Annotated in this window: 16 protein-coding genes; 8 read left to right on the top strand and 8 right to left on the bottom strand. The window is 68.8% G+C overall.

What is annotated here, in order from left to right:
* Positions 1-436: 436 nt before the first annotated feature.
* On the bottom strand, positions 437-3967 hold the full coding sequence (locus tag AB0M48_RS45355; protein WP_363855551.1) for an FkbM family methyltransferase: 3531 nt from the start codon (positions 3965-3967) through the stop codon (positions 437-439).
* An 18-nt stretch (positions 3968-3985) separates the two neighbouring features.
* Positions 3986-5329 carry a glutamine synthetase family protein gene (locus tag AB0M48_RS45350; protein ID WP_363855548.1) on the bottom strand — a complete coding sequence of 448 codons (1344 nt, stop codon included), beginning with the start codon at positions 5327-5329 and terminating at the stop codon, positions 3986-3988.
* Between the two features lie 125 nt (positions 5330-5454).
* Between AB0M48_RS45350 and AB0M48_RS45345 the strand changes: the two genes are divergently transcribed.
* Both AB0M48_RS45345 and AB0M48_RS45340 read left to right on the top strand, forming a co-directional pair.
* Positions 5455-6006: an LppX_LprAFG lipoprotein gene (locus tag AB0M48_RS45345; RefSeq protein ID WP_363855545.1), complete on the top strand. Its 552-nt coding sequence runs from the start codon at positions 5455-5457 to the stop codon at positions 6004-6006.
* The gene (locus AB0M48_RS45340; protein ID WP_363855542.1) at positions 6006-7520 is read left to right on the top strand and encodes an MFS transporter; all 1515 of its coding nucleotides are present in this window, start codon (positions 6006-6008) and stop codon (positions 7518-7520) included. The genes AB0M48_RS45345 and AB0M48_RS45340 overlap by 1 nt, the downstream gene beginning before the upstream one ends.
* Here the strand turns inward: AB0M48_RS45340 and AB0M48_RS45335 are convergent.
* Both AB0M48_RS45335 and AB0M48_RS45330 read right to left on the bottom strand, forming a co-directional pair.
* Positions 7475-8956, bottom strand: a complete 1482-nt coding sequence (locus tag AB0M48_RS45335) for an alpha/beta hydrolase (RefSeq protein ID WP_363855539.1) — start codon at positions 8954-8956, stop codon at positions 7475-7477. The two genes, AB0M48_RS45340 and AB0M48_RS45335, sit on opposite strands and share 46 nt — an antisense overlap.
* A 41-nt stretch (positions 8957-8997) precedes the next feature.
* Positions 8998-10560: an alpha/beta hydrolase gene (locus AB0M48_RS45330; protein ID WP_363855536.1), complete on the bottom strand. Its 1563-nt coding sequence runs from the start codon at positions 10558-10560 to the stop codon at positions 8998-9000.
* A gap of 29 nt (positions 10561-10589) precedes the next feature.
* Between AB0M48_RS45330 and AB0M48_RS45325 the strand changes: the two genes are divergently transcribed.
* The 3 genes from AB0M48_RS45325 (at position 10590) to AB0M48_RS45315 (ending at position 14232) form a co-directional block, all read left to right on the top strand.
* Entirely contained in the window at positions 10590-12302 is a 1713-nt protein-coding gene (locus AB0M48_RS45325) for an NAD+ synthase (RefSeq protein WP_363855533.1), read from the top strand.
* A 91-nt stretch (positions 12303-12393) separates the two neighbouring features.
* A complete protein-coding gene (locus tag AB0M48_RS45320) occupies positions 12394-13578 on the top strand; it encodes a sensor domain-containing protein (protein ID WP_363855530.1) in 1185 nt (394 codons plus the stop codon).
* A gap of 3 nt (positions 13579-13581) precedes the next feature.
* Complete coding sequence (locus AB0M48_RS45315; protein ID WP_363855527.1) at positions 13582-14232, top strand: response regulator transcription factor; 651 nt, start codon at positions 13582-13584, stop codon at positions 14230-14232.
* Here the strand turns inward: AB0M48_RS45315 and AB0M48_RS45310 are convergent.
* From AB0M48_RS45310 to lysX, 3 genes are read right to left on the bottom strand one after another with little or no spacing between them, the layout of a single operon-like run.
* Complete coding sequence (locus AB0M48_RS45310; RefSeq protein WP_363855524.1) at positions 14226-14774, bottom strand: hypothetical protein; 549 nt, start codon at positions 14772-14774, stop codon at positions 14226-14228. The genes AB0M48_RS45315 and AB0M48_RS45310 overlap by 7 nt on opposite strands.
* Positions 14771-15895, bottom strand: coding sequence for an XRE family transcriptional regulator (locus AB0M48_RS45305; protein WP_363855521.1), 1125 nt, complete (start codon positions 15893-15895; stop codon positions 14771-14773). Before AB0M48_RS45305 ends, AB0M48_RS45310 begins: the two co-directional genes overlap by 4 nt.
* Before the next feature lie 21 nt (positions 15896-15916).
* Positions 15917-19219, bottom strand: coding sequence for a bifunctional lysylphosphatidylglycerol synthetase/lysine--tRNA ligase LysX (gene lysX / locus AB0M48_RS45300; protein ID WP_363855518.1), 3303 nt, complete (start codon positions 19217-19219; stop codon positions 15917-15919).
* Here lysX and AB0M48_RS45295 point away from each other — a divergent pair.
* Together AB0M48_RS45295 and panB are read left to right on the top strand one after the other, a co-directional pair.
* Complete coding sequence (locus AB0M48_RS45295) at positions 19181-20020, top strand: alpha/beta hydrolase (RefSeq protein WP_363855515.1); 840 nt, start codon at positions 19181-19183, stop codon at positions 20018-20020. The two genes, lysX and AB0M48_RS45295, sit on opposite strands and share 39 nt — an antisense overlap.
* 138 nt (positions 20021-20158) lie before the next feature.
* Entirely contained in the window at positions 20159-21013 is an 855-nt protein-coding gene (panB, locus tag AB0M48_RS45290) for a 3-methyl-2-oxobutanoate hydroxymethyltransferase (RefSeq protein ID WP_363855512.1), read from the top strand.
* A 10-nt stretch (positions 21014-21023) separates the two neighbouring features.
* Here panB and AB0M48_RS45285 read toward each other — a convergent pair whose 3' ends face one another.
* Positions 21024-21881, bottom strand: a complete 858-nt coding sequence (locus AB0M48_RS45285; RefSeq protein WP_363855509.1) for a glutathione S-transferase C-terminal domain-containing protein — start codon at positions 21879-21881, stop codon at positions 21024-21026.
* An 18-nt stretch (positions 21882-21899) separates the two neighbouring features.
* On the opposite strand from AB0M48_RS45285, the gene pip reads away from it, so the two are divergent.
* On the top strand, positions 21900-22841 hold the full coding sequence (pip, locus tag AB0M48_RS45280) for a prolyl aminopeptidase (RefSeq protein ID WP_363855506.1): 942 nt from the start codon (positions 21900-21902) through the stop codon (positions 22839-22841).
* Positions 22842-23018: the final 177 nt, after the last annotated feature.

Genomic DNA, 23018 nt, shown 5'->3' with positions numbered 1-23018 from the left:
TAGTCTTGCCTCAAAGGAACTACCTCGACGAGGAGGTAATTCATATATTACTGGCTGTGTTTCGGCACGCTGTTGAGTTCTCAAAGAACACGCGCTCACCGGTTCCAATCTCCGTTTCCGGAGACTTTCTCTCGGGGCTTGTGTTGAAAGCTTAGCTCGTTCGTTTTCGCTTTGTCAAATCGGCCGTTTCGGCTTCTTCGGTGCGGCGCAAACTCGCTTCGCATTCAGTTTTTTGCTTGGTTCAGAAGTTATCCGAGTGGCTTTCCCGGTGTCAAATCGGGGTCATTTTCAGATCCCGGACAGCACGTTAGGCCGTTCATTTACTTCTGGGGGTTTGACGCCGTGAAACTCTACTCGGCCCGGTCCGCGGTGTCAACCGCTCGTTCCGTGGTCTCGCTTGCGACCTGGAGAAAGTTACTCACGGAGACGATCGATGTCAAATCGCCTGGTCAGCGGGCTGCTTGATCGGCACTGACGGTGCAGGAGCAGCCGGCTTGGCCCCGACGGGACGCGGTCGCAGCCACAAGGTGATGGAACGAAGGCCCTCCATCGCCCGCACGATCTGGTCCGGCGCGGCGGGCTGACGGGTCGCCACCGGCACCAGGTCGTAGCCCCAGACGCCGAACTCCTTGAGCACCGTCACCGGATCGTCACCGAAGTCCGCCATCGCGGTCGCGGAGAACTCGAGGAACACGTGCGGCCTGTCGCGACGCAACAACCGGACCAGTCCCGCGAGAGCGCGATGTCCGCGTCCAGGCGTGTCCACCTTTACGACGGAAAGCTTCATGCCCTGCACCAAGGCGATCTCGTCGAGCGCCTTGTCCAGGCGGACCGCCTTCACGCGCGGGACCTCGGCGGGTGCATCGGCGGCCAGCGGCGACACGGACACACCACCGGTCAGCGTCGGCGACACCGCCAACTCCCCCGCGCTCTCCCAGGCCGCGCCCTCGACCACGGTCATCCGCTCGGCGACGGCGGCGGGCAGGTTCGCCGAGACGTTGTGCCTCAGCAGAGCGGCTGCGGAGGCATCCGGCTCCACGGCGACAACGGCGCCCATCAGCCCGAGCCGCGACAACACCCGGATCGAGTGGTAGCCGACGTACGCGCCGACGTCGAGGAAGATCCCGTCCGGCTCCAGCACGGAGTCGAGCAGCTCCGCGAGCTCCGGTTCCCACACACCGTTGGACGACAACAGCGGAAGCATGAACGCGTCGTCGGAGGGCAGCCGCATCATGCCCGCGTCGCACAACACCAATGACGAACGCACGGCAGGCGCGTCACCGGCGTTCTCGTGCTGCCGGACGACCACGCGCCGCAACGCGTCCGCGGTCTGTTGTGCCTGGTGAGCGGTGCGAAGTGCGGCGTCCAGGCGCGTGTCGCGCTCGCGGAATACCTCGACGACCTTGGACTCCAGGGTGTCGATCCGGTCCAGCGTGCGATCGAGGGCGACGGTCAGCTTGTCGATCCGCTCGGCGAGCACCTCGTCCGACTTCGCGCGCTTGGCCGCCTCGGCGACGACCGCGTCCTCGACGTCGCGCTGCCGGCGGCCCTGACTCGCCATGTCCGCGCGCACGCGCACAACGCCGTCGTCGACGCCGACCAACTGGTCGACGAAGTGCGACTGCCGTTGTGCGACCTGCTCGATCTCGGCGCGGAGAAGTTCCAGTTCACCGGCACCGACGCCGGCCTTCAGGGCGTCCTGCCGGTTGACCAGCTCGGACACCGTGCGCTCGACCCCGTCGATCAGGGTGTGCAGCACCTGGCGCATGTGGTTGTCGTAGTGGTCCAACGCGCGCAGCACGACCTTGCGCAGCGCGGGTGCCATCGGCGTCCGGTGAGGGCCGTCCACGGTCGGTTGGCGCAGTAAAGCGTGCTTGGCCGACTGCAGCGCGAGCATCGGGTCGACTTCGGTCTTCTGCTTCGGCCGGCGCGCCCGCCATCCGCGGTACGCGTGCTCGACGCGTTCACGGAGGACTTCGGCGACTCGTGCGACCGACCGCACGGACAGCACGTGCTGGCGTCCGGCCGCACCGAGCGCCGCGGCCGTGGGCAGGTCATCGGCCAATGAACGCAGCAGCTTCGCGGCGGCCTGCACGTCCGGTTCGGCGCCTTGGTGACACGGCACGAGAACGGCCGTCTTGCCGAACAACTCGGCAACGGCGCCGTGGTCCGACGCGACGACGGGGACTCCCCGCACGGCGAGCTCTGCCAGGCGCAACGCGATCCGGTCGTCCGCACCGCCGCGGTGCAGCGACACCACGGCGTCCGCGGTCGCGGCCACGTCCAGGTCGTCCACCAGCGAGATCCGCGGATCTGAGGACGTGGCCAGGCGCAGTCGCTCGGCCGCCTCCGGGTGTTCGAGGGCACCGGACACCGCGATCTTGAGCTCGACGTCCGTCCGGTCCGGGAACGCGGTCAGGAAGGCGGACACGGCACCGAGCACGTTGCCGGGCCTGTCGAGTTCGTGGTCCGCGATCGCCGCGAACACCACCACTTCGCCGGACTCGTGGTCACGCGCACCGACGTCGGGCACGGGTACGGGCACCACACGCACGATGGGGCCGCCGATGCGTTCGGCGGCGGCACGCGACACCTCACAGGAGAGCCACAGCTCGTTCACGCCCGTGCGGTCGTCCGCAGCCGTGGCGTCCAGCGCGACATCGACGACGAACCGTCCGGAGGGCACCTCGTCCGAAGAGGAGGCGCGCACCACGACGGGATATCCGGCGGCGGCCGACACCGGCAGCCCGGACGCACGCGCGGCGGCGAGCATCCGTTCCGCCAGCGGCCCCGAGCCGATGACGGACACGCCGAGCTGGTCGAGCAGCGCCGGACCCTCCGAGCGGGGCTGCGGCACGGCGGGCGCGGGCAACCGCCCGGAGGCGACACCGACTCCGGCACACCACTCGCGCCAGGCGTCCGCGTCCGCGCCGAAGGGCGCCGGGAACTGCTGTTGCAGCGAGGTGTCCGCACGCCACACGGCGTCGGCCCAGCGCGTGCCACCGGCCTCGGTCTGCTCGCACGCCCACATGAGGAACCCGCCGCCACCGTCCTCACCGAACGCCGGCGGCGGCGTCGGCTCGGAGGCCCGGTAGTCGGCGCGCAGCTCGGACGGGATCTGCGTCCCGTCGATCAGGGAGTCGAACCGGTACGGCACGGGCGCCACGGACCAGCCGTTCCGCACCAGTTCGGCGCGATAGGCCTGGCAGAGCTCGGCGACCTCCGCGTGTTCCGAGAGCAGCACACGGGGACGTTCGGCGAAATCGGCGGACAGCAACCAGGGCCGGCGTGGGTCGAACCCGCGGAAGTGCACGGTCAGCAGGTCCTGGCCGACCACGGCCAGCGAACCGGACTCCGTGCGGTGCAACGGCCGGTCCGCGACGTTCCACACGGACACACCGATCCGTGCGTCGCGCACGACGTGGTGCGGCACGATCGCGGGCATGTCCAAAGAGGTCAGGTAAGGCTCGGAGCCCGGTCCGACGGCGATGAACCCGGGGTCGAAGGCACCCTGGTCGTGCAGGTCGGCGGGACCGGGCTGCAGGCCGTCGGACGCCAACGGCCGCAACGTGCGCGGCAGCATCACGACCGGTGCGGTGCGCAACGCCTCCAGCACGACCTTCGTGAGCGACCCGAACACTCGCACCCACGGGTCGAGGTACAGCACGGGCATGCCCTGCGGCAGCAACGCCTCCAGCAGCCGCGGCATCATCGCGGCCTTCAGGCCGGCGGCGTCCAGCGACGTCGCGAGGACGTGCAGCTCGGCCTCGGGGATGCCGATGTCCACCGGCGTCATCAGGCCCGGCCCCGCGTGCTCCGGCTGCGCGTCGACGACCAGCGCGACGAACCGGCCCTCGGGGTGCTCCGCGAGGAACGAGCTGGACAGGACCTTGACCGCGGGCAGCTCCGCCGCCGTGGCGACGGTGCAGGCGCAGATCGTCGGCTGGAACTCGGGTACCTCAGTCACGGAGAGCACGTATCTGCCTCACAGCATGGGGAGAAGTGTGCGCAACTCGTACGGGGTGACGCTACGACGGTACGCGTCCCACTCCGTCCTCTTGTTGCGCAGGAAGAAGTCGTAGACGTGCTCGCCCAGGGCCTCGGGGAGCAGCTCCGAGTTCTCCATCTCGGTGAGCGCCTCGCCCAGGTTCTGCGGCAGGTTCGCGTACCCCGCCGCGCGCCGTTCGCGGTCCGTCAGCGACCACACGTCGTCCTCGGCGGGCGGCGGCAGTTCGTAGCCCTTCTCGATGCCCCGCAGGCCGGCGGCCAGGATCACCGAGTACGCCAGGTACGGGTTGCACGCGGAGTCCAGCGTCCGGACCTCGACGCGGCGCGAGGACGACTTGCCGGGCGAGTACATCGGCACGCGGACCAGTGCGGAGCGGTTCGCGTGACCCCAGCACACGGCCGTGGGGGCTTCACCGCCGACGATCAGGCGCTTGTACGAGTTCACCCACTGGTTCGTGACGCCGGAGATCTCGCGCGCGTGCTTGAGGATGCCCGCGACGAACTGCTTGCCGATGTCGGATAGCTGGTACGGGTCTTCCTCGTCGTAGAACGCGTTGCGGTCGCCCTCGAACAGCGAGAAGTGCGTGTGCATGCCCGACCCCGGCTGGTCGGAGAACGGCTTGGGCATGAACGAGGCGCGCACGCGCTGCGTGATCGCGACCTCCTTCACCACGTAGCGGAACGTCATGACGTTGTCCGCCATGGTCAGGGCGTCGGCGTAGCGCAGGTCGATCTCCTGCTGGCCGGGCGCGCCCTCGTGGTGGCTGAACTCGACGGAGATGCCCATGGCCTCCAGCGCCTCGATGGCGTGGCGGCGGAAGTGCGTGGCGGTCTCGTGCGAGGTCTGGTCGAAGAACCCGCCGTTGTCGGCGGGGATCGGCTCGCTGCCGTCGCCGGGCAGGTCCTTGAGCAGGAAGAACTCGATCTCGGGGTGGACGTAGCAGGTGAACCCGGCCTCGCTGGCCTTCGACAGCGTGCGGCGCAGCACGTGGCGCGGGTCGGCCCACGACGGGGAGCCGTCCGGCATGGTGATGTCGCAGAACATGCGCGCGGAGTAGTTGGTGCCCTCCGGCGTCTGCCACGGCAGCACCTGGAACGTGCCGGGGTCCGGCTTCGCGACCATGTCCGACTCGTAGACGCGGGCGAAGCCCTCGATCGCCGAGCCGTCGAACCCGATGCCCTCGCTGAAGGCACCTTCGAGTTCGGCCGGTGCGACCGCCACGGACTTCAAGAAGCCCAGGACGTCCGTGAACCAGAGCCGGACGAACCGGATGTCGCGTTCCTCTAGCGTGCGGAGCACGAACTCCTGCTGGCGGTCCATATGCGGCAGCTTAAGGGCTACCGAGTCTCTACGATCAACGCATGTCGGCACGTTGGTTGTTGGTTTGCGCACTCGCCCTGCTCACGAGCTGCACGTCCGGGGGAGATCTCCCCGATGGTGCGACCTTGCTCTCGAAATCGGCGGAGTCGATGCGCTCGGTCAAGAGCGTCCACTTCACCATCAAGGTCGACGGTGAGCTGCCGGACGTGCCGGTGAAGGAGGCCGACGGCGACCTCACCTCGGCCGGGGACTCGAAGGGCACCGCGAAGGTGACGTTCGGCGGGCAGCTGCTGTCGATCGAATACGTCCTGACCGGCGGAAACCTGCATTTCAAGGGCCCGACCGGCGGGTTCACCAAGCTGCCGGCGGCGTTCGCGGGGCAGGTGTACGACCCCTCGGCGATCCTGAACCCGGACAAGGGCGTCGCGAAGGTCCTGGCCAGCTCGAAGGACGCGAAGACCAAGTCGTCCGGTGACGTGTCGGTGGTCGAGGCGACGGTGCCGAAGGACGTGGCGGCCGGGCTGGTGCCGGGCATCTCCGCGGACGTGAAGGCGACGTTCTCGATCGACAAGGACAACAAGCTCAAGAGCGCGCTGTTCGAGCTTCCCGGTGGTCAGAAGGTCGACATCGGCCTCGCGGACTTCGACAAGCCCGTCACGGTCACGGCACCTGCGTAATGCGAAAGGTCGCTCTCGCCGCGTCCGGCGCGGCCGTGCTGCTGGGGGCGCTCGACGCGTACGTCGTCGTCGGTGTCCTGACCGACATGGTGCGTGACCTGGGCATCGCGGTGAACGAGCTGGAGCAGGCGACGCCGATCGTCACCGGGTACCTGCTCGGGTACGTGGCGGGCATGCCGTTGCTCGGGCAGCTGTCGGACCGGCTCGGGCGGCGGTTCGTGCTGCAGGTCTCGCTGCTCGGGTTCCTGGTGGGCTCGGTGATCACGGCTCTGGCCGCCGATGTGCCGTTGCTCGTGGCCGGGCGTGTCGTGCAGGGCCTGGCCGGTGGCGCGTTGCTGCCGGTGACGATGGCGCTGGTGGCGGACCTGTGGGAGGAGCAACGGCGGTCGGCCGCTCTCGGAACCGTCGGTGCTGCTCAGGAGCTCGGGTCTGTCCTCGGCACGCTGTACGGCATCGCGGTGGCCTCGCTGTTCAACGCGTGGCCGTTGTTCGAGGCGTGGGAGCCGCAGAGCTGGCGGTGGATTTTCTGGGTGAACATCCCGTTGGCGATCATCGCGATGGTGGTCGTGCAGCGGACCGTGCCGAACACACGGCGCGAGGTGCGCATCGACGTCGTGGGCGGGGTGTTGCTGGCAGCGGCGTTGTCGTTGCTCGTCGTGGCGCTCTACAACCCGACGCCCGCCGAGGCCGTGCTGCCTTCCTGGGGCTGGCCGACGCTGATCGCGGCGTTCGTCGTGCTGGTCGGCTTCTTCTTGTGGGAACGCCGTAGTGCCGTGCGGCTCATCGACCCCGATGGCGTGCAGTGGCGGCCGTTCTGGGCCGTGCTCGGGGTGTCGCTGGCCGCCGGTGCCGCGTTGATGGTGACGCTGGTCGACGTCGAGTTGTTCGCGCAGACCGTGCTGCGGCGCGACTCGGCGTCCGCGGCGACGCTGCTCACCCGGTTCCTGGTCGCGTTGCCGGTCGGCGCCGTCCTGGGCGGGTTCCTCGCGTCACGGATCGGCGACCGCTGGGTGTCCTTCGGCGGGCTCGCGATGGCATCGGTGTCGTACGTGTTCATCGCGCAGTGGCCCGCTGACGTCAGTGGGCTCGTGCTCACGCGTGACCTGGCCATCGCCGGTTTCGGGCTGGGCCTGGTCATCGCGCCGTTGTCCGGTGCTGTGCTGCGTGTCGTGCCGCCCGTCCGGCACGGCGTGGCGTCGGCGTTCGTCGTCGTCGCGCGCATGACGGGCATGCTCGTCGGTGTGGCGGCGTTGTCCGCGTGGGGACTCCACCGGTTCCGCGAGCTCACGGCAGGCCTGAACACACCGCTGCCGTTCGGCGTCGAACCCGCTGAGTTCCAGCGGCGGATGGCCGAGTACCAGCGCGGGCTCACCGAGGCGCTGCTCACCGAGTACCACGAGATCTTCCTGATCACGGCGGTGATCTGCGCACTTGGAGCGCTGGGGTCGGTCTTCCTGCCCGGTAAGGCTCAGCAGACCGCGTCCGTTTCGGGCAGTCTCAAGTCCACCAGGTAGTTCGTGCCCACGCCGTCCACGCAGTTGATGCCCGCGAGGAACGCCGTGTGCTGGTTTCCGTTGTACGTCAGCAAACGCGCACCCAGTGCCTGCGCGAGGTCTACGCCGGACTGGTAGGGCGTCGCCGGGTCACCGGTCGTCGACACCACCAGCACCTGCGGCAGCCCGTTCACGTTGGGCGGATGCGGTTCCGACGTGTGCGGGGCCGGCCAGAAGGCGCACGGGCCGAGCGCGGTCTCGTCGGTGGGGATCGTGTCGTTGCCCAGCAGTTCCAACAGCCTCCGACGGTTGGACTCCAGGGTGGCCCGGTCCTTGATCGGCGGTTCGTCGACGCAGCGGATGGCCACGAACGCGTCCTGGATGCGGCTGTAGGTGCCGTCCTGGGCGCGGCCGAGGTACTGGTCGGCGAGCTGCAGCAAGGTGTTGCCCTTGTTCTGCCGCAACTCCTGGAGACCCTTCAGCGCGGTCTCCCACAGCCGGTCCGTGTACATCGCCTGGATGATGGCGGTGTTCGCGTCCGAGTGGGACAGCTTGCGGTCGCCGACCTGCAGCGGGGCCTTCTTGAGCGGCTCGATCATCTGCCGGAACTTGGACTCCGCCGCGCTCGTGTCCCTTCCGATGGGACAGTCGCGTTGCGCGCACCAGCCCGCGAACCGCTGGAACGACTCCTCGAAGCCCTGCGCCTGACGGGCCGACGCGGCCACCTTGTCGCTGTTGGTCTCCACCGCGCCGTCGAGCACCATCGCGCGCACGTTGCGAGGGAACATCTCGGCGTACAACGTGCCGATGCGCGTGCCGTAGGAGTAACCGAGGTAGGTCAGCTTGCTCTCCCGCAACGCGCCGCGCAGCACGTCGACGTCGCGTACGACGTCACGGGTGCCGACGTTGCGCAGCAGGTCGATGCCGCTGCGTTCGGCACAGCGGTCGACGAAGAACTTGTTCTCCTGCTCGGTCTGGTTCGCGCTCTCGCCCTTGGGCCGCAGCCGTTGCGCGTCGCGTTCGGCGTCGGTCAGGCACTGGACGCGGGGCTGGCTCGCCCCCACGCCACGCGGGTCGAAGCCCACCACGTCGAACCGCTTGCCGACCGGGTTGCCGGGCTGCATGTTCGCCACGTGCGCCATGCCCGAACCGCCCGGACCGCCTGGGTTCACCACCAGGGAACCGACCCTCCGGTCCTTCTCCGCGGCGGGGCGGCGCAGCAGTCCGACCGTGATCGTCCCCGCGTCCGGGTTCTCGTAGTTGAGCGGAACGTACAGCCGGGCGCATTGGATGCCCTCGCGCTCGTACAGGCCCTTGCTCTTCGCGTCGGTCGCGTAGGGCTGGCACGCACCCCACGCCAGCGTCTGCTCGTAGAAGCGCGCCAGGCCCTTGCGCGCGGCGACGGGTGAGCCGTCGATGCGCGCGTAGGACGTGGACGTGCCGAGCAGAACGATCAAGGCGAACAAGGCGGCTGTGACTCGGGATCGCCTCTTCGTCATTAGGCGCACCGGGTTCCGTCAGCGGGCAAAGTCTGGTCGATCAGGTACTTCACGCCCGCGTTGTCGACGCACTGGTCGCCCTGCAGGAAGACCGTGTGCTGGACGCCTTCGTAGGTGAGCAGCCGCGAGTTGAGCGCTTTGGCCAGGTTCACGCCCGCCTCATAGGGCGTGGCCGGGTCACCGGTCGTGGAGATGACCAGCAGCGGCGGGATGCCTTCGGCCTTGGGCGGGCCCGTGCGCGCGGTGACCGGGGCCGGCCAGAACGCGCACGAGTCGAGGGCCGCGCCGGCCGGGTTGCCGTCGTCGAGGAACGGTGCCGCCTCCTTGTACTTCTTCTGGGTCTCGAGCAGCGCGTTCTTGTCCGTCAGCCGTGCGTCGTCAACGCAGTGCACCGCGTTGAACGCATCCGTGATGGTCGAGTACTGGCCCTGTTCGTCGCGGTCGAAGTACGCGTCGGCGAGGCGCAGCATCGTGCCGCCCTTGCCGCTCTTCAGCTCCTGGAGGCCGTTGAGCAGCAGCGGCCAGAGCTGTTCGGAGTACATCGCCTGGATCGCCGCGGTGATGGCGTCGTTGTAGGACAGCTTGCGGTCACCGACGTCGACCGGCTTCTGGATCAACGGTGTGGTCAGCTGCCGGAAGCTCAGGTTGGCGTCAGCACCCAGCGGGCACTCCTTCTTCTCTCGGCACCACTTCACGAACTCGTCGAAGGCCTTCTGGAAGCCGGCCGCCTGTGCGACCAGCGACGCGAGCTGGTCCTGGGTCGGGTCGACGGCACCGTCGAGGATGAGCGCGCGCACGTTCTGGGGGAAGGTCTCGGCGTATTCAGTGCCTATGCGGGTGCCGTACGAGTACCCGACGTAGCTCAGCTTCGCGTCGCCGAGCGCAGAGCGGAGGACATCCATGTCCTTAACTACGTCCCGCGTGCCCAAATTGGCGAGCATTGATGCCCCGAATTTTGTACCGGCCGCACACTTCTCGGCATACGCCTTGTTCTCTTGCTCCGTTTGGGCGATTCCGGCCGGACTTGTGTCCGTGTCGAGGTCCAAACGCTCCGCGTCGCGCTCCGGTCCGGTGAGGCAGCTGACCGCCGGCTCGCTCGCTCCGATGCCCCTCGGGTCGAATCCGATGAGGTCGAACTTCGCCGCGAGCTCGGTCTTGCGGTAGGCCGGGACCATGCCCGCGGCCGACGCCATGCCGGAGGCGCCGGGGCCGCCGGGGTTGGTCAGCAACGAGCCGATCTTCTGCCCGGTGGCCTTGTACCGGAGCACGCCGATGGTGATCGTGTCGCCGGTTGGCTTGCTGTAGTCGAGGGGAACCCTCAGACGTGTGCACTCGACGTCGCGCCTCTTGCCGTACGCGTCGCGACTCGACCCGGTCGTGGCGTACGGCTCGCAGTTCTCCCAGGCCAGCTGCTGGCCGTAGAACTCCTCCAAGCCGGCCGGAACGACGCCCGCCGGACCGACCTTTTCGAAGGTCACGCCAGGTTTGGCGGTCCCTTCGATGATCGACGTGCAGGACGCGAGCAGCGGAATGACGAGCAACACGCTCAAGAGACGGACCACAGCCCGATGGTATGGGAGATGATGAGGGCATGCCGCAGCTTCGGATCGCGCTGGCCCAGGTCAACGCCACTGTTGGTGATCTCCAGGGCAACGCGTCGCTGGTCGTGGAGTGGACGCGCAAGGCCCGTGAGGGCGGTGCGCACGTCGCCGTGTTCCCCGAGATGGTGCTGACCGGTTACCCGGTCGAGGACCTGGCGATCCGCACGTCGTTCGCGCGGGCGTCCGCGGAGGCGCTGGAGGCGCTGGCCGGCTCGCTGGAGGCCTCGGGCCTCGGCGACGTCGCCGCGGTCGTCGGCTACCTGGAGCACGACTCGGTCGGCCCGCGCAACGCCGTCGCCGTGCTGCACGGCGGGCGTGTCGTCGCGCGGCAGTGCAAGCACCACCTGCCGAACTACGGCGTGTTCGACGAGCGCCGCTACTTCAAGCCGGGGTCGTCGCTGGACATCGTGCGGATCAACGGTGTCGAGGTCGGCATGGTGATCTGCGAGGACCTGTGGCAGGACGGCGGCCCGATCACCGCACTCGGTGATGCCGGCGTCGACCTCGTGGTCTCGCCCAACGCCTCGCCGTACGAGCGCAACAAGGACGACCAGCGGCTGCCCCTGGTCGCGCGCCGTGCCGCCGAAGCCCACGCCCCCCTCGCCTACTGCAACCTGGTCGGCGGCCAGGACGAGCTGGTGTTCGACGGCGACTCGCTCGTCGTCTCCGCCGACGGCCAGCTGGTCGGGCGGGCACCGCAGTTCGTCGAGCACCTGATGTTCGTCGACTTCGACGTGCAGGGCGGCCGCGAGTACGAGCAGGGCCAGATCGGCGACTTCTACGTGCGCCGTGTGTTCCTCTCCGACGCGATCCCGGCGTACGAGCCGTTGCCCGCGCCCCGTGTGTTCGAACCGCTGGCCGATGAGGCCGAGGTGTGGCACGCGCTGGTGACCGGTCTGCGCGACTACGTGCACAAGAACGGCTTCCGGACCGTGGTGCTGGGTCTGTCCGGTGGCATCGACTCGGCCGTGGTGGCTTCTCTGGCCGTGGACGCCCTCGGCGCCGACGCGGTCTACGGCGTCTCGATGCCGTCCTCCTATTCATCCGAGCACTCGCGTTCGGACGCCTCCGACATGGCCCAGCGCACCGGCCTGCACTTCACCACCGAGCCGATCGGCGAGATGGTGTCGACGTACGTCTCGCAGCTGAAGCTGACCGGCCTGGCCGAGGAGAACATCCAGGCCCGGTGCCGCGGCATGCTGCTGATGGCGCTGTCGAACCAGCACGGCCACCTGGTGCTCGCGACGGGCAACAAGTCCGAGCTCGCGGTCGGCTACTCGACCATCTACGGCGACGCGGTCGGCGGCTACGCCCCGATCAAGGACGTGCTGAAGACCCTGGTCTGGGACCTCGCCCGGTGGCGCAACGCCGAGGCCGAGAAGCGCGGCGAGACCCCGCCCATCCCGGAGAACTCGATCTCCAAGCCGCCGTCGGCCGAACTGCGGCCCGGCCAGGTCGACACCGACTCGCTGCCGGACTACGAGGTCCTCGACCGCCTGCTGGACGACTACGTCCACTGCGACCGCGGGTACGACGACCTGCTGGCCGCCGGCCACGAGCCGGCTCTCGTGGACCGGGTGCTACGGATGGTCGACAAGGCCGAATACAAGCGCCGTCAGTACCCGCCGGGCACCAAGATCTCCAACAAGGCGTTCGGGCGCGACCGGCGACTGCCGATCACGAACGGGTGGCGCGAAGGCTGAGCATCGCCACGCACCCGGTCACTGAGGTGATCCACGGGAGTGGAGCCTGCTCTACCGCGCCGGACCTGTTCAGAACGCTACGTTCGCTCCCATGAAACGGATCTGGGCGGCGCTCGCCTACCTGGCGACCGGTCTGCTGACGGCCATCGCGGCGTGGCTCGCCATCGGTGTGCTGCTGCTGTCCTTGGTCGTGCTGCCGTTGCTGCCGATCACCGCGCCATGGATCCGGCGGATCGTGGACTTCGACCGTCTGCGCCTGGCGCGCTTCGCCGGCGTCCAGATTCCGTCGCCGCCTCCGCTCGACGGGCCGTGGCTGCACCGGGCGCAGCGGGTGCTGGCCGATCCGGACAGCCGCCGGGACGGGATGTGGGTGGTCCTGCACGCCCTGTTCGGCACGCTCTTCGGGGCGATCGCCATCAGCATCTTCGGCGCGCTGGTGCAGCAGCCGGTGGCGGCGTCGCTCTGGTGGGTGGTGCCGATGGAGAACTCGTTCGGCCTGCGCGTCGACTCGTGGGCGAAGGCGGCGCTGAGCGTGCCGATCGCGATCGGGCTGATGCTGGTCCTGACGCAGGTGCCGCGGCTGGCCGAGCTGGACGCGAAGTGGGCGCGCAAGTTGCTGGCACCGCCGAAGGCGTCGCTGGAGAAGCGGCTGGCCGAGGTCGTGGCGACCAGGGCGGCGGCGTTGCAGGCGCACGGGGCCGAGTTGCGGCGCATCGAGCGGAACCTGCACGACGGGACGCAGAACAAGCTGGTCGGCGTGGTCATGATGCTCGGCATCGCGGAACGGACGCTCAAGCAGAACCCGGACAACGCGTTGCAGGCGCTGCTGCGCGCACAGGACGCGGCGGGCGACGCGCTCGAAGAGCTCCGCAACGTCGTGCGCAGCATCCACCCGCCGGTGCTGGATGATCTGGGACTGGACGGGGCGATCCAGGCGCTGGCGGCGCGTTGCCCGGTGCCGTGCGTGCTGCAGGCCGACCACCTCGGGCGGTTGCCCGCGGCGGTGGAGGCGGCGGCGTACTTCGCGGTGGCCGAGGCTCTCACCAACGTGGCCAAGCACAGCGGCGCCCGGCACGCGTGGGTCAGCCTGGGCATCAACGAGGACCAGCTCACCGTGGTCGTGCACGACGACGGCAAGGGTGGCGCGGACGATAAGCAGGGGACGGGCTTGGAAGGCATTCGCGGCAGGGTGGCGGCGTTGGACGGCAACGCGGAACTGAGCAGTCCCGAGGGCGGGCCCACCGTGCTCACCGTCGTGCTGCCGACGGGGAGGTGACCCATGCGCATCGTGATCGCCGAAGACGACGCGCTGCTCCGCGAGGGGCTGACGTTGTTGCTGCGCAACGAAGGGCTGGAGGTCGCGGCGGCCGCGGACAACCCGGCCGACTTCCTCCTGGCCGTCTCCGAGCACGAGCCGGACATCGCCGTGGTCGACGTGCGGATGCCGCCGACGTTCACCGACGAGGGCCTGCGGGCCGCGGTGGAGGCACGCCGCCGGCACCCGAAGCTGGCCGTGCTGGTCCTGTCCGCGTGGGTCGAGCAGAGCTACGCGCACGAACTGCTCGCCGGCTCGGGTCGTGGCGGCGTCGGCTACCTGCTCAAGGAACGCGTCGGCAAGGTCGCGGACTTCCTCGACTCGCTGCACCGCGTCGCCAACGGCGGCACGGCGCTCGACCCCGAGGTGGTGTCGCAGCTGCTCGTGCGGCGCAAGGCGGACGACGCGCTCGGTGTGCTGTCACCGCGGGAGCGCGAGGTCCTCGGGCTGATGGCGGAAGGTCTGTCGAACGCCGCCATCGGCGAGAAGCTCGTCCTCAGCGCGGGAGCCGTGCACAAGCACATCGGCAACGTCTTCCTGAAGCTCGGCCTCAACAGCGAGGACGGCTCAGGGGACCGGCGCGTCCAGGCCGTGCTCGCGTACCTGGATCACTGAGGGCGGACGAACAAGCCGTGCTTTGTCGCGAATGAGCCGAACTGCGCTCCTGTGCAGGGCAATCTCATGCCGCTTTCACGCAGCATGTCGATGAGATTGCCCGCACCAGCCTCGGTGATCTTGCCGTCGCGGCACAGCCGAGCGAGCAACCAGATCGTGCCGTGCACTTTCAGACCGCTGGCACGAGCAACCTTGGTCGCCTTCTGGTCGTCAGTGAGCGCGATACCGTCGAGTAGCTCGCTGACCGCGAAAACGCTTGCTTCTCCATGGTCGCGTTCGGACGTACCGATCAACCGCGACCACTTCGCGAAGAGCTGGATCTCGGTCAACTCATCCAGTGCGGCAACGTGAAGCCATGGCAGGTCAAGTGCGTTGCGCAGCAACGGGTGGTCTTCAACACCACGACCGAGTTCGCCCTTGACGATCGCCGTCGTCCAGCATTCCCCGCCGCTCAGCAACTCACCGAGAACATCCAGCCGCTCGATCAAGGCGAAATGCGACAGACACATCGTGTCCAGAACTAGCGGTTCGATCCGCGTCATGGCGCGACTTCGTCATCAGGGACCAGCGGGAGATCGCTCTCGACGAGCTGGCCATGCATGAGTTCAACCGCACGCGACGGTGTCACCATGTTGCGCATCAGTGCTTCCATCACCGCGGTGGCGTACTTGCGCGGCACCCTGGTCGCTTCGAGATCGGGCTGAGGCGCCCACCCGATTGCGTTCATCAGCTCCGCCCTGGTGGGCCTTTGCTGACTCCAGACGTGCGCCTCATCGGTGCTGATCACGCCGACGTGCACTGCTTGGCGAGTCGCCAGCGACCATGACGTGCGGTAGAGGGCAGCGAGTTCGACCAGTTCGTCCCGCCCGTTCACCTTCGCCACGACCTCCGAGGGAAGCAGAAGCTCAGCCGCGAACGCATCGACCACCGACTCTCGGTCACGCTGGGAAGCGTGAACTCCGATGTCGTTGGAGTACGCGTCGCCGAGCACCATGTGCCCGAGTTCGTGTGCCGCCGTCGCCCTGCGTCGACCTGGATCTCCCGAACGGCTGACCACCGCCACGGCCAGTTCGTCGTCGACCACCATCGATGCGCCGTCTCCCGGGAGATCAGCGACAAGCACGAACTGCCCCGCACGCTCGCAGACATCCATCAGGGTGGGGATCGGGTCGAGCGCAAGGCCGAAATGCGACCTGAAACGAGAAGACTCGATCCGTGCCGCGCCTTCGTCTGCCGCACCCTCGGACCGATAGATCCTGCCCGCCATGAGCGTTTTGAGGTCCAGCAACTGGCGAACGTCCCGCGCCCAAGCTTCCAGCTGCGCTTCGAGGCGATAAGCCTGCCGACCCGCGTCTGTTGCGGTGTCCTCGCTCAGTTCCGCACGCCGCGACAACACCGCTGGAGCGCGATGGAGGAAGTAGTCCAGCGGAACAGCGAGTGTGGTGGCGAGCCTGGTCAGCTCCAGTGCGTCCACCTTGCGCGTGCCGGCTTCGATCTTCGCGATCATGGTGCGGTCGAGCGACAGCGCCGCACCGAGTTCGGCCTGAGAGAGCCCGGCGCCGATTCGGGCATCACGCACCCGCTCGCCCACCTGGCTCCACTCCCGCGCTTCCACCATGGTGCGATTTTCGCACAGTTTGATAGCCGCGTCACACTTGATCACAAAGGGTGACCAGATCAGGTGCTACTGAGGGCGGACGAACGGGAAGAGCACGGTCTGCCGGATCGACGTGCCGGTCAGCATCATCAGCAACCGGTCGACGCCCATGCCGAGCCCGCCGGTCGGCGGCATGCCGTGCTCCAGTGCCCGCAGGAAGTCCTCGTCCAGTTCCATCGCCTCGACGTCACCGGAGGCAGCCTTCAGCGACTGCGCCTCCAGTCGTCGCCGCTGTTCCAGCGGGTCGGTCAGCTCCGAGTAGGCCGTGCCGATCTCCGCGCCGAACGCCACCAGGTCCCACCGCTCGGCCAGGCGCGGGTCGAGGCGGTGCTGGCGGGTCAGCGGCGACACCGACGTCGGGAAGTCGACGTAGAAGGTCGGGCCTACGGTCGAGGCCTCCACGAACGAGTCGTAGGCCTCCTGCACGAGCTGGCCGTGGTCCCAGTCCTCGTTGATCTCCACGCCGCGTGCGGACAGCAGTGACCGCAGCTCCGGGACGGACGTGTCCGGGGTGATCGACGCGTTCAGGGCGCCGGAAACGGCCGTGTAGACCGGAATCACCGGCCACTCCCCCGACAGGTCGAACGTGCCGTCCGGCCGGTGCGCGACCTCGGAACCGAACGCCTCGCGTGCCGCGTGCTGGATCAGCGTGCGCACCAGGTCGAGCATGACCCGGTAGTCCGCATAGGACTGGTAGGCCTCCAGCATCGTGAACTCGGGGTTGTGGGTGGCGTCCGCGCCCTCGTTGCGGAAGTTGCGGTTCAGCTCGAACACCCGGTCCACACCCGCGACGCAGAGCCTTTTCAGGTACAGCTCCGGTGCGATCCGCAGGTACATCCGCATGTCGTAGGCGTTGATGTGGGTGACGAACGGCCGTGCGTTCGCCCCGCCGTGCACCGCCTGCAGCATCGGCGTCTCGACTTCGAGGTACTCCTGGGAGTGCAGGAACTCGCGCACGCTGCGGATGACGTCGCTGCGCAGCTTCAGCAGGTGCGCCGAGTCCTGGTTCACCACGAGGTCGAGGTAGCGCTGGCGGACGCGCGCCTCCGGGTCGGTGAAGCCCTTCCGCTTGTCCGGCAACGGGTGCAGGCACTTCGCGGTCATCGTCCACGACGACGCCAGCACCGAGATCTCGCCGTGGTCGGACTTGACCACCTTGCCCGTGACGCCGACGTGGTCACCGAGGTCGACGTCCGACTTCCACGACGCGAGGGCCTCACCCAGCGCGTCGATGGTCAGCATCAGCTGGATCTCGCCGCTGAAGTCCCGCACCCGCGCGAAGCAGAGCTTGCCCATCTCCCGCAACGCCACCACGCGTCCGGTGACCGAGACCTCCTCGCCGAAGCGCTCGCGTGCCCCGGCGAGGAGATCGGTGCGCGCGAACCCGACCGGATACGGGTCGACGCCCTGCGCGACCAGCCGTTCGACCTTCGCGATCCGCACCCGGACCTGCTCCGGCCTGCGCACGGACTTCGGTTCGACCCGGATCGCGTCGATCTCGGCCACGCGCGCCGCGAACTCGTCGCTGACGTCCGTCTTCTGCAACGCCCGCTTGCGCAGGGATCGCAGCGACGGCACGAACCCCTCGGCGACACCGGCGGCGATGCTGACCCGCGGCAAAGACCGGGACCGCTGGTAGCAGAGGAACCTCGGCTCCCACTCCGGCAGGTACTTGGCGTTCGACCGGTACAGCGACTCCAGCTGGAAGAACCGCGACGCGAGCGACAGCACCCGCCGCCAGGCCCGCAGCACCGGACCGGCGCCGATCTTCTCGCCCTCCTCGAACACCGCGCGGAACATCGCGAAGTTCAGCGAGATCCGTTGCACGCCGAGGTGTCCGGCGGCGGCCGCGAGCTGGGCGACCATGTACTCGTTGAGGCCGTTCTCCGCGGCACGGTCGCGGCGCATCAGGTCGAGCGACACGCCCCGGCGGCCCCACGGCACGAACGACAGCAGGCCGCGCAACGCACCTGACGCGTCGTAGGCCTCCACCATCACGCACCGGCCGTCGCTCGGATCTCCCAGGCGCCCCAGCGCCATCGAGAAGCCCCGCTCGGTCTCGGCGCCGCGCCAGGCCTCGGCGAGGTCCAGGATGGACGCCATCTCGTCCGGCGCGATCTCGCTGTGCCGGCGGACGCGGGTGGTGTACCCGGCGCGTTCGACGCGGGACACCGCCTGGCGCAGCCCGCGCCGTTCCGGACCGGCGAGGACGAACCGGCGGACGTCCAGGATCGCCTCGTCGCCGATCTCCAGCGCCTTGAGCCCGGCACCGGCGTAGACCTGCGCGCCCCGTTCGGACGCGCCGAGCACGCCCGGCGTCCAGCCGTACGTGCGCGCCTCGGACAGCCACGCCCGCACGGCCTCCGGCCAGTGCTCCTCGTCGCCGATCGGGTCGGCGGAGGCCAGCGTCACGCCGCCGATCACCCGGTACGTCAGGGCCGCCCGGCCGGACGTCGCGAACACCACGCTCTTGTCGCGCCTGGTCGCGAAGTACCCCAGGGAGTCGGGCTCGCCGTCGGCCGCCAGCAACCGGCGCACGTCGAGCTCCTGGTCACCGGTGATCATGCTCTGGCTGCGGACACCGCGGAAGAACAGGTACATCGCCCGGATCGCGACCAGCACGCCGAACAGGCTCAGCACCACGCTCAGCCACTGCGGGCCCTCGGGGATGTCGAGCCGGCCGAGCCGGACCACCTCGCCCGTCGCCTGGTTGGCCGCCCACGCGAGCTTGTCGGTCTGCGCGACCAGGTTGCCGGGGAAGACCTCGGTGAGGCCCCAGCCGACCGCGATCAGCGCGATCATGCCCAGCACGAACGACGCGAGCGCCCGCCGCCACGCGCCGCGGGCCAGCCGGGCGGGGAACGCCTCGCGCACCACGAACAGCAGCGCCACGAACAGCACCGAGGTCGTGGCGCCCACACCGAGGAACACCCAGTGCGGTTCCTCGCCCGCGTCCAGGACTTCTTCAGGTGCCAGGGCCAGGATGACCATGATGGAACCGACCAGCAGCAGGCCGAGAACCTGGAACAGCAGCAGCGTCCACAGCGCCGCCCGCTTGTGCCTGCGCAGGGCGGCCCCGAGCACGAAGAACACCATGGCGATGAACAGGTTGCCGTCGATCGGCAGACCGAAGAGGTACCCGATGCCGTCGGCGAGGTCGGTGAACCAGCCGTCCTCCGGCAGAATCACCCTGAGCAGCGACAACACCCCGGCCAGCTGCACGATCGTCGCGATCGCGCCCGCGGTCTTCCACTTCCACGCCGGTGCCACTACCACTCCCGAGGTCAGCCGATGACCGTCATGATCCCGTCTACGGCCGGAAGGGTGCATGTCGCCGCCTCCGGGCGTGTCGATGGGCCTGTCGTCGTGCTCAGCTCGGGCTTGGGCGGGGCGTGGTTCGACTGGGACCGGACCGTGCGGCTGCTGGCGCCGTTCGCCAGGGTGATCGTGTTCGACCGGCCGGGACTGGGGCTGAGCGGCCCCGCCCGGCGCGGGCCGTCGCTGGCGCGGGAGGTGGCGGTGCTCGACGCGGTGCTGCGCGGGGTGCCGCGGGCGGTCCTGGTCGGGCACTCGATGGCGTCGATGCACGTCGAGGCCTACGCGCGGCTGCGGCCGCACCGGGTCGACGGCGTGGTCCTGCTCGACCCGGATGCCGAGACGCCGGGCTCCGGAGCCCCGTTCGACGTGTCGGCGGTGGTCGCGCAGGGCGTGCGGGCCATCGGCAGCCGCTGGCTCGGCGCCCGGATCACCCAGCGGTACGGGCACTCGTTCCGCAACCTGCTGACCGCTGTCTCGACGCTCGGCGTGACCGATCCGGCGCCCTCTGACCTGGTCGAACTCGTCTACCGCCGCCCCGGTGTCGGGCGGGCGGTGCTGTGGGAGCTCGCGTCGTACCCCGGTCAGGTGGCGACGCTCGAACGGCTGCGGAAGCGCCGGCCGTTACCGCGTGTGCCCTGGTTGGTGCTCACGGCCGGACGGAAGGTGTGGCCGGAGCACCGCTCGTTGGCCGCCCTCGTGCCGTGGGGCCGCAACGTGCCTGTTCCCGGCAGTCGTCACATGATCCAGATGGACCGGCCGGACGCCGTGGTGATGGCCGTCCGGGAGGCGCTCAAGGGGCTGCCCGGCGAGTGATTCGAGGGGCCAGGCGTGTGACGGTAACCGCATCTGCATTCCGTTTCTCGCCAACGGTGCCACTCTGGTTCTCGGCAACCGTGCACAAAGCGCCCGGGGACCCACTCAGGTGGGCTTCGAGGAAAGGAACGGTCGACGATGACCACTGCCGAAGTTTCCGCGCCCTACGGCTCCGGAGCGGGCCAGAAGCCCCCGGCCAAGCGGGTTCGCGTTCACCACCTGCGTGAGATGAAGGAACGCGGCGAGCCGTGGCCCATGCTCACCTCGTACGACACCTTCACCGCCTCGATCTTCGATGAGGCCGGCATCCCCGTCCTGCTGGTCGGCGACTCGGCCTCGAACACCGTCTACGGCAACGACACCTCGCTGCCGGTCACCGTGGACGAGCTCGTACCGCTCGTGCGCGCGGTGACGCGTTCGGTCAAGCGCTCTCTCGTGGTCGCTGACCTGCCGTTCGGCTCCTACCAGGTATCGGTCGAGCAGGCCGTGGCGACGGCGGTCCGGTTCATGAAGGAAGGCCAGGCGCACGCGGTCAAGCTGGAGGGCGGCGCCTACTTCGCACCGCACATCCGCGCGATCACCGCCGCGGGCATCCCGGTCATGGCGCACATCGGCTTCACCCCGCAGTCCGAGCACCAGCTCGGCGGCTACCGCGTGCAGGGTCGTCACGAGAACCACGACGTGGTGCTCCAGGACGCGATCGCGGTGCAGGAGGCGGGCGCGTTCGCGGTCGTGCTGGAGATGGTGACCGCCGAGGTCGCGAAGCAGATCACGCACGACCTGGTCATCCCGACCGTGGGCATCGGTGCCGGTCCGGACACCGACGCCCAGGTGCTGGTGTGGCAGGACATGATGGGCCTGAACCGCGGCAAGGCACCCCGGTTCGTCAAGCGCTACGCGGACATCGGCAGCATCATGCTGGGCGCCGCGACGGAGTTCGCCAACGAGGTGCGCGGGCAGCAGTTCCCCGGCCCCGAGCACACCTTCCACTGATCGCTTGCCACTAGCGGGTCCAGACCTCCGGGTCTGGGCCCGCCGGCACGATCCCGCTCGGATTGATGTCGTGGTGCGTCACGTAGTAGTGGCGCTTGATGTGGTCCCAGTTCACGGTGTCCCCGAACTGGGCGTAGAGGCGTTTCGCGTACGCCCACAGGTTCGGCATCTCGGTCAGCTTGGTGCGGTTGCACTTGAAATGGCCGTGGTAGACCGCGTCGAACCTGGCCAGCGTGGTCCAGAGCCTGATGTCGGCCTCGGTGAGCTGCTCGCCGACCAGGTACGTGCGGGTGGCGAGGTGGGCCTCGATGCGGTCCAGTTCGCCGAACAGGTTCGTGTAGGCCTGCTCGTACGCCTCCTGCGACGTGGCGAAACCCGCCTTGTAGACCCCGTTGTTGACGTTGTGGAAGATCGGCTCGATCCAGGCGTCGATCTCCTCGCGCAGGTGCTCCGGGTAGAGCGTGCTCTCCGGGCGCCACTTGAGGCTGAAGTCCAGGGTGATCTGCGGGTAGTCGTTGGTGACGACCTTCTTCGTGGCCGTGTCGACCAGGGCGGGGACGGTGACCCGGCCCTGGTAGTCCGGGTCGGCGTTGTCGTAGGCCTGCTTGAGGTAGTCGATGCCCAGGACCGGGTCCGTTTCGGCGAAACGCCAGCCCTTCTCGTCGCGGATCGGGTCGACGACCGCCAGTGAGATGGCGTCCTCGAGGCCGAGGAGCTTGCGGACGATGACCGCGCGGTGCGCCCACGGACAGGCGAGGCTGACCACGAGCCGGTAGCGGCCCGGCTCGGGCTCCGGCCGTGCGGTGAAGCGGTTCGGCTGCCTGACGAACGCCCCCGTGGTGGAGGTCTCCTTCGAGAACTGCGCCATGTGTTCGACGATAGGCCCATGTACCCGGAGATCGAGCCCCACGCGTCAGGCCACCTGGAGACCGGCGACGGCAACCTCGTGTACTGGGAGGAGTGCGGCAACCCGTCCGGCAAGCCCGTGGTCTTCCTGCACGGCGGTCCCGGCGGCGGCTGTTCACCGTCGCACCGGCGCCTCTTCGACCCGTCCGCCTACCGGATCATCCTGTTCGACCAGCGCGGGTGCGGACGTTCGGTGCCGCACGCGTCCGTGTCCGGCGACCTGTCGCTGAACACGACCTGGCACCTCGTGGCCGACATGGAGAAGCTGCGCTCGTCGCTGGGGATCGACCGCTGGCAGGTCTTCGGCGGCTCCTGGGGCTCGACGCTGGCGCTGGCGTACGCCGAGACACATCCCTCGCGCGTGTCGGAGCTGGTGCTGCGCGGCATCTTCACGCTGCGCTCGTCCGAAGTGGACTGGTACTACCGCGGCGGGGCCGCGAACCTCTTCCCCGACCTGTGGGAGAAGTTCATGGAGCCGCTGGCCGGTCTGTCGGGCGATCCCGTCGAGCTGTACGCGAAGCTGCTGGCCTCGGAGGACCCCGAGGTGCACGGGCCCGCCGCCGTCGCGTGGAGCACGTGGGAAGGCGCGACGGTGACGCTGCTGCCGCGGCCCGAGCTGGTGGCGGAGTTCGCCGTGCCGGAGTACGCGCTGGCGTTCGCGCGGATCGAGAACCACTACTTCGTGCACCGCGGGTGGTTCGAGGAGGGTCAGCTGATCCGGGACGCGGTGCGGCTCAAGGACATCCCGGGCGTGATCGTGCAGGGACGGTACGACATCGCGACTCCGGCGGTGTCGGCCTGGGACCTGCACAAGGCGTGGCCCGAGTCGGAACTGGTGCTGGTGCCGGATGCCGGGCACGCGTACGACGAGCCCGGCATCCTGGCGGCGCTGCTGGCGGCGACGGACCGGTTCCGGGACTAGTGGTGTGGCCCGGAACGTTGCCGGGCGAGTTCGCGGTCAGACGGGTGCATCGTGGTACCGCCCCCACGTCCTCATACTGGACCAATGCCTGGAACTTAAGCGGCTCTGGGGCTGCTTGTGTTTGGCGGGTGGGTAGCAGCTGTTGTTGAGGTCGTTGTGGGAAGTACTTGGACCTGG

Source organism: Lentzea sp. NPDC051208, from assembly GCF_040682435.1.
Classification (GTDB): Bacteria; Actinomycetota; Actinomycetes; order Mycobacteriales; family Pseudonocardiaceae; genus Lentzea; species Lentzea kristufekii.
The sequence above is the reverse complement of the archived record's forward strand: the minus strand, read 5'-3'. Positions and strand labels throughout refer to the sequence as shown.

Coding starts and splice junctions, on each gene's coding strand:
- AB0M48_RS45350 (WP_363855548.1), bottom strand. CDS start 5,329: ATGGACCGCCAGCAGGAGTTCGTGCTCCGCACGCTAGAGGAACGCGAC.
- AB0M48_RS45340 (WP_363855542.1), top strand. CDS start 6,006: ATGCGAAAGGTCGCTCTCGCCGCGTCCGGCGCGGCCGTGCTGCTGGGG.
- AB0M48_RS45325 (WP_363855533.1), top strand. CDS start 10,590: ATGCCGCAGCTTCGGATCGCGCTGGCCCAGGTCAACGCCACTGTTGGT.
- AB0M48_RS45320 (WP_363855530.1), top strand. CDS start 12,394: ATGAAACGGATCTGGGCGGCGCTCGCCTACCTGGCGACCGGTCTGCTG.
- AB0M48_RS45315 (WP_363855527.1), top strand. CDS start 13,582: ATGCGCATCGTGATCGCCGAAGACGACGCGCTGCTCCGCGAGGGGCTG.
- AB0M48_RS45310 (WP_363855524.1), bottom strand. CDS start 14,774: ATGACGCGGATCGAACCGCTAGTTCTGGACACGATGTGTCTGTCGCAT.
- AB0M48_RS45295 (WP_363855515.1), top strand. CDS start 19,181: ATGACCGTCATGATCCCGTCTACGGCCGGAAGGGTGCATGTCGCCGCC.
- lysX (WP_363855518.1), bottom strand. CDS start 19,219: ATGCACCCTTCCGGCCGTAGACGGGATCATGACGGTCATCGGCTGACC.
- panB (WP_363855512.1), top strand. CDS start 20,159: ATGACCACTGCCGAAGTTTCCGCGCCCTACGGCTCCGGAGCGGGCCAG.
- AB0M48_RS45285 (WP_363855509.1), bottom strand. CDS start 21,881: ATGGCGCAGTTCTCGAAGGAGACCTCCACCACGGGGGCGTTCGTCAGG.
- pip (WP_363855506.1), top strand. CDS start 21,900: ATGTACCCGGAGATCGAGCCCCACGCGTCAGGCCACCTGGAGACCGGC.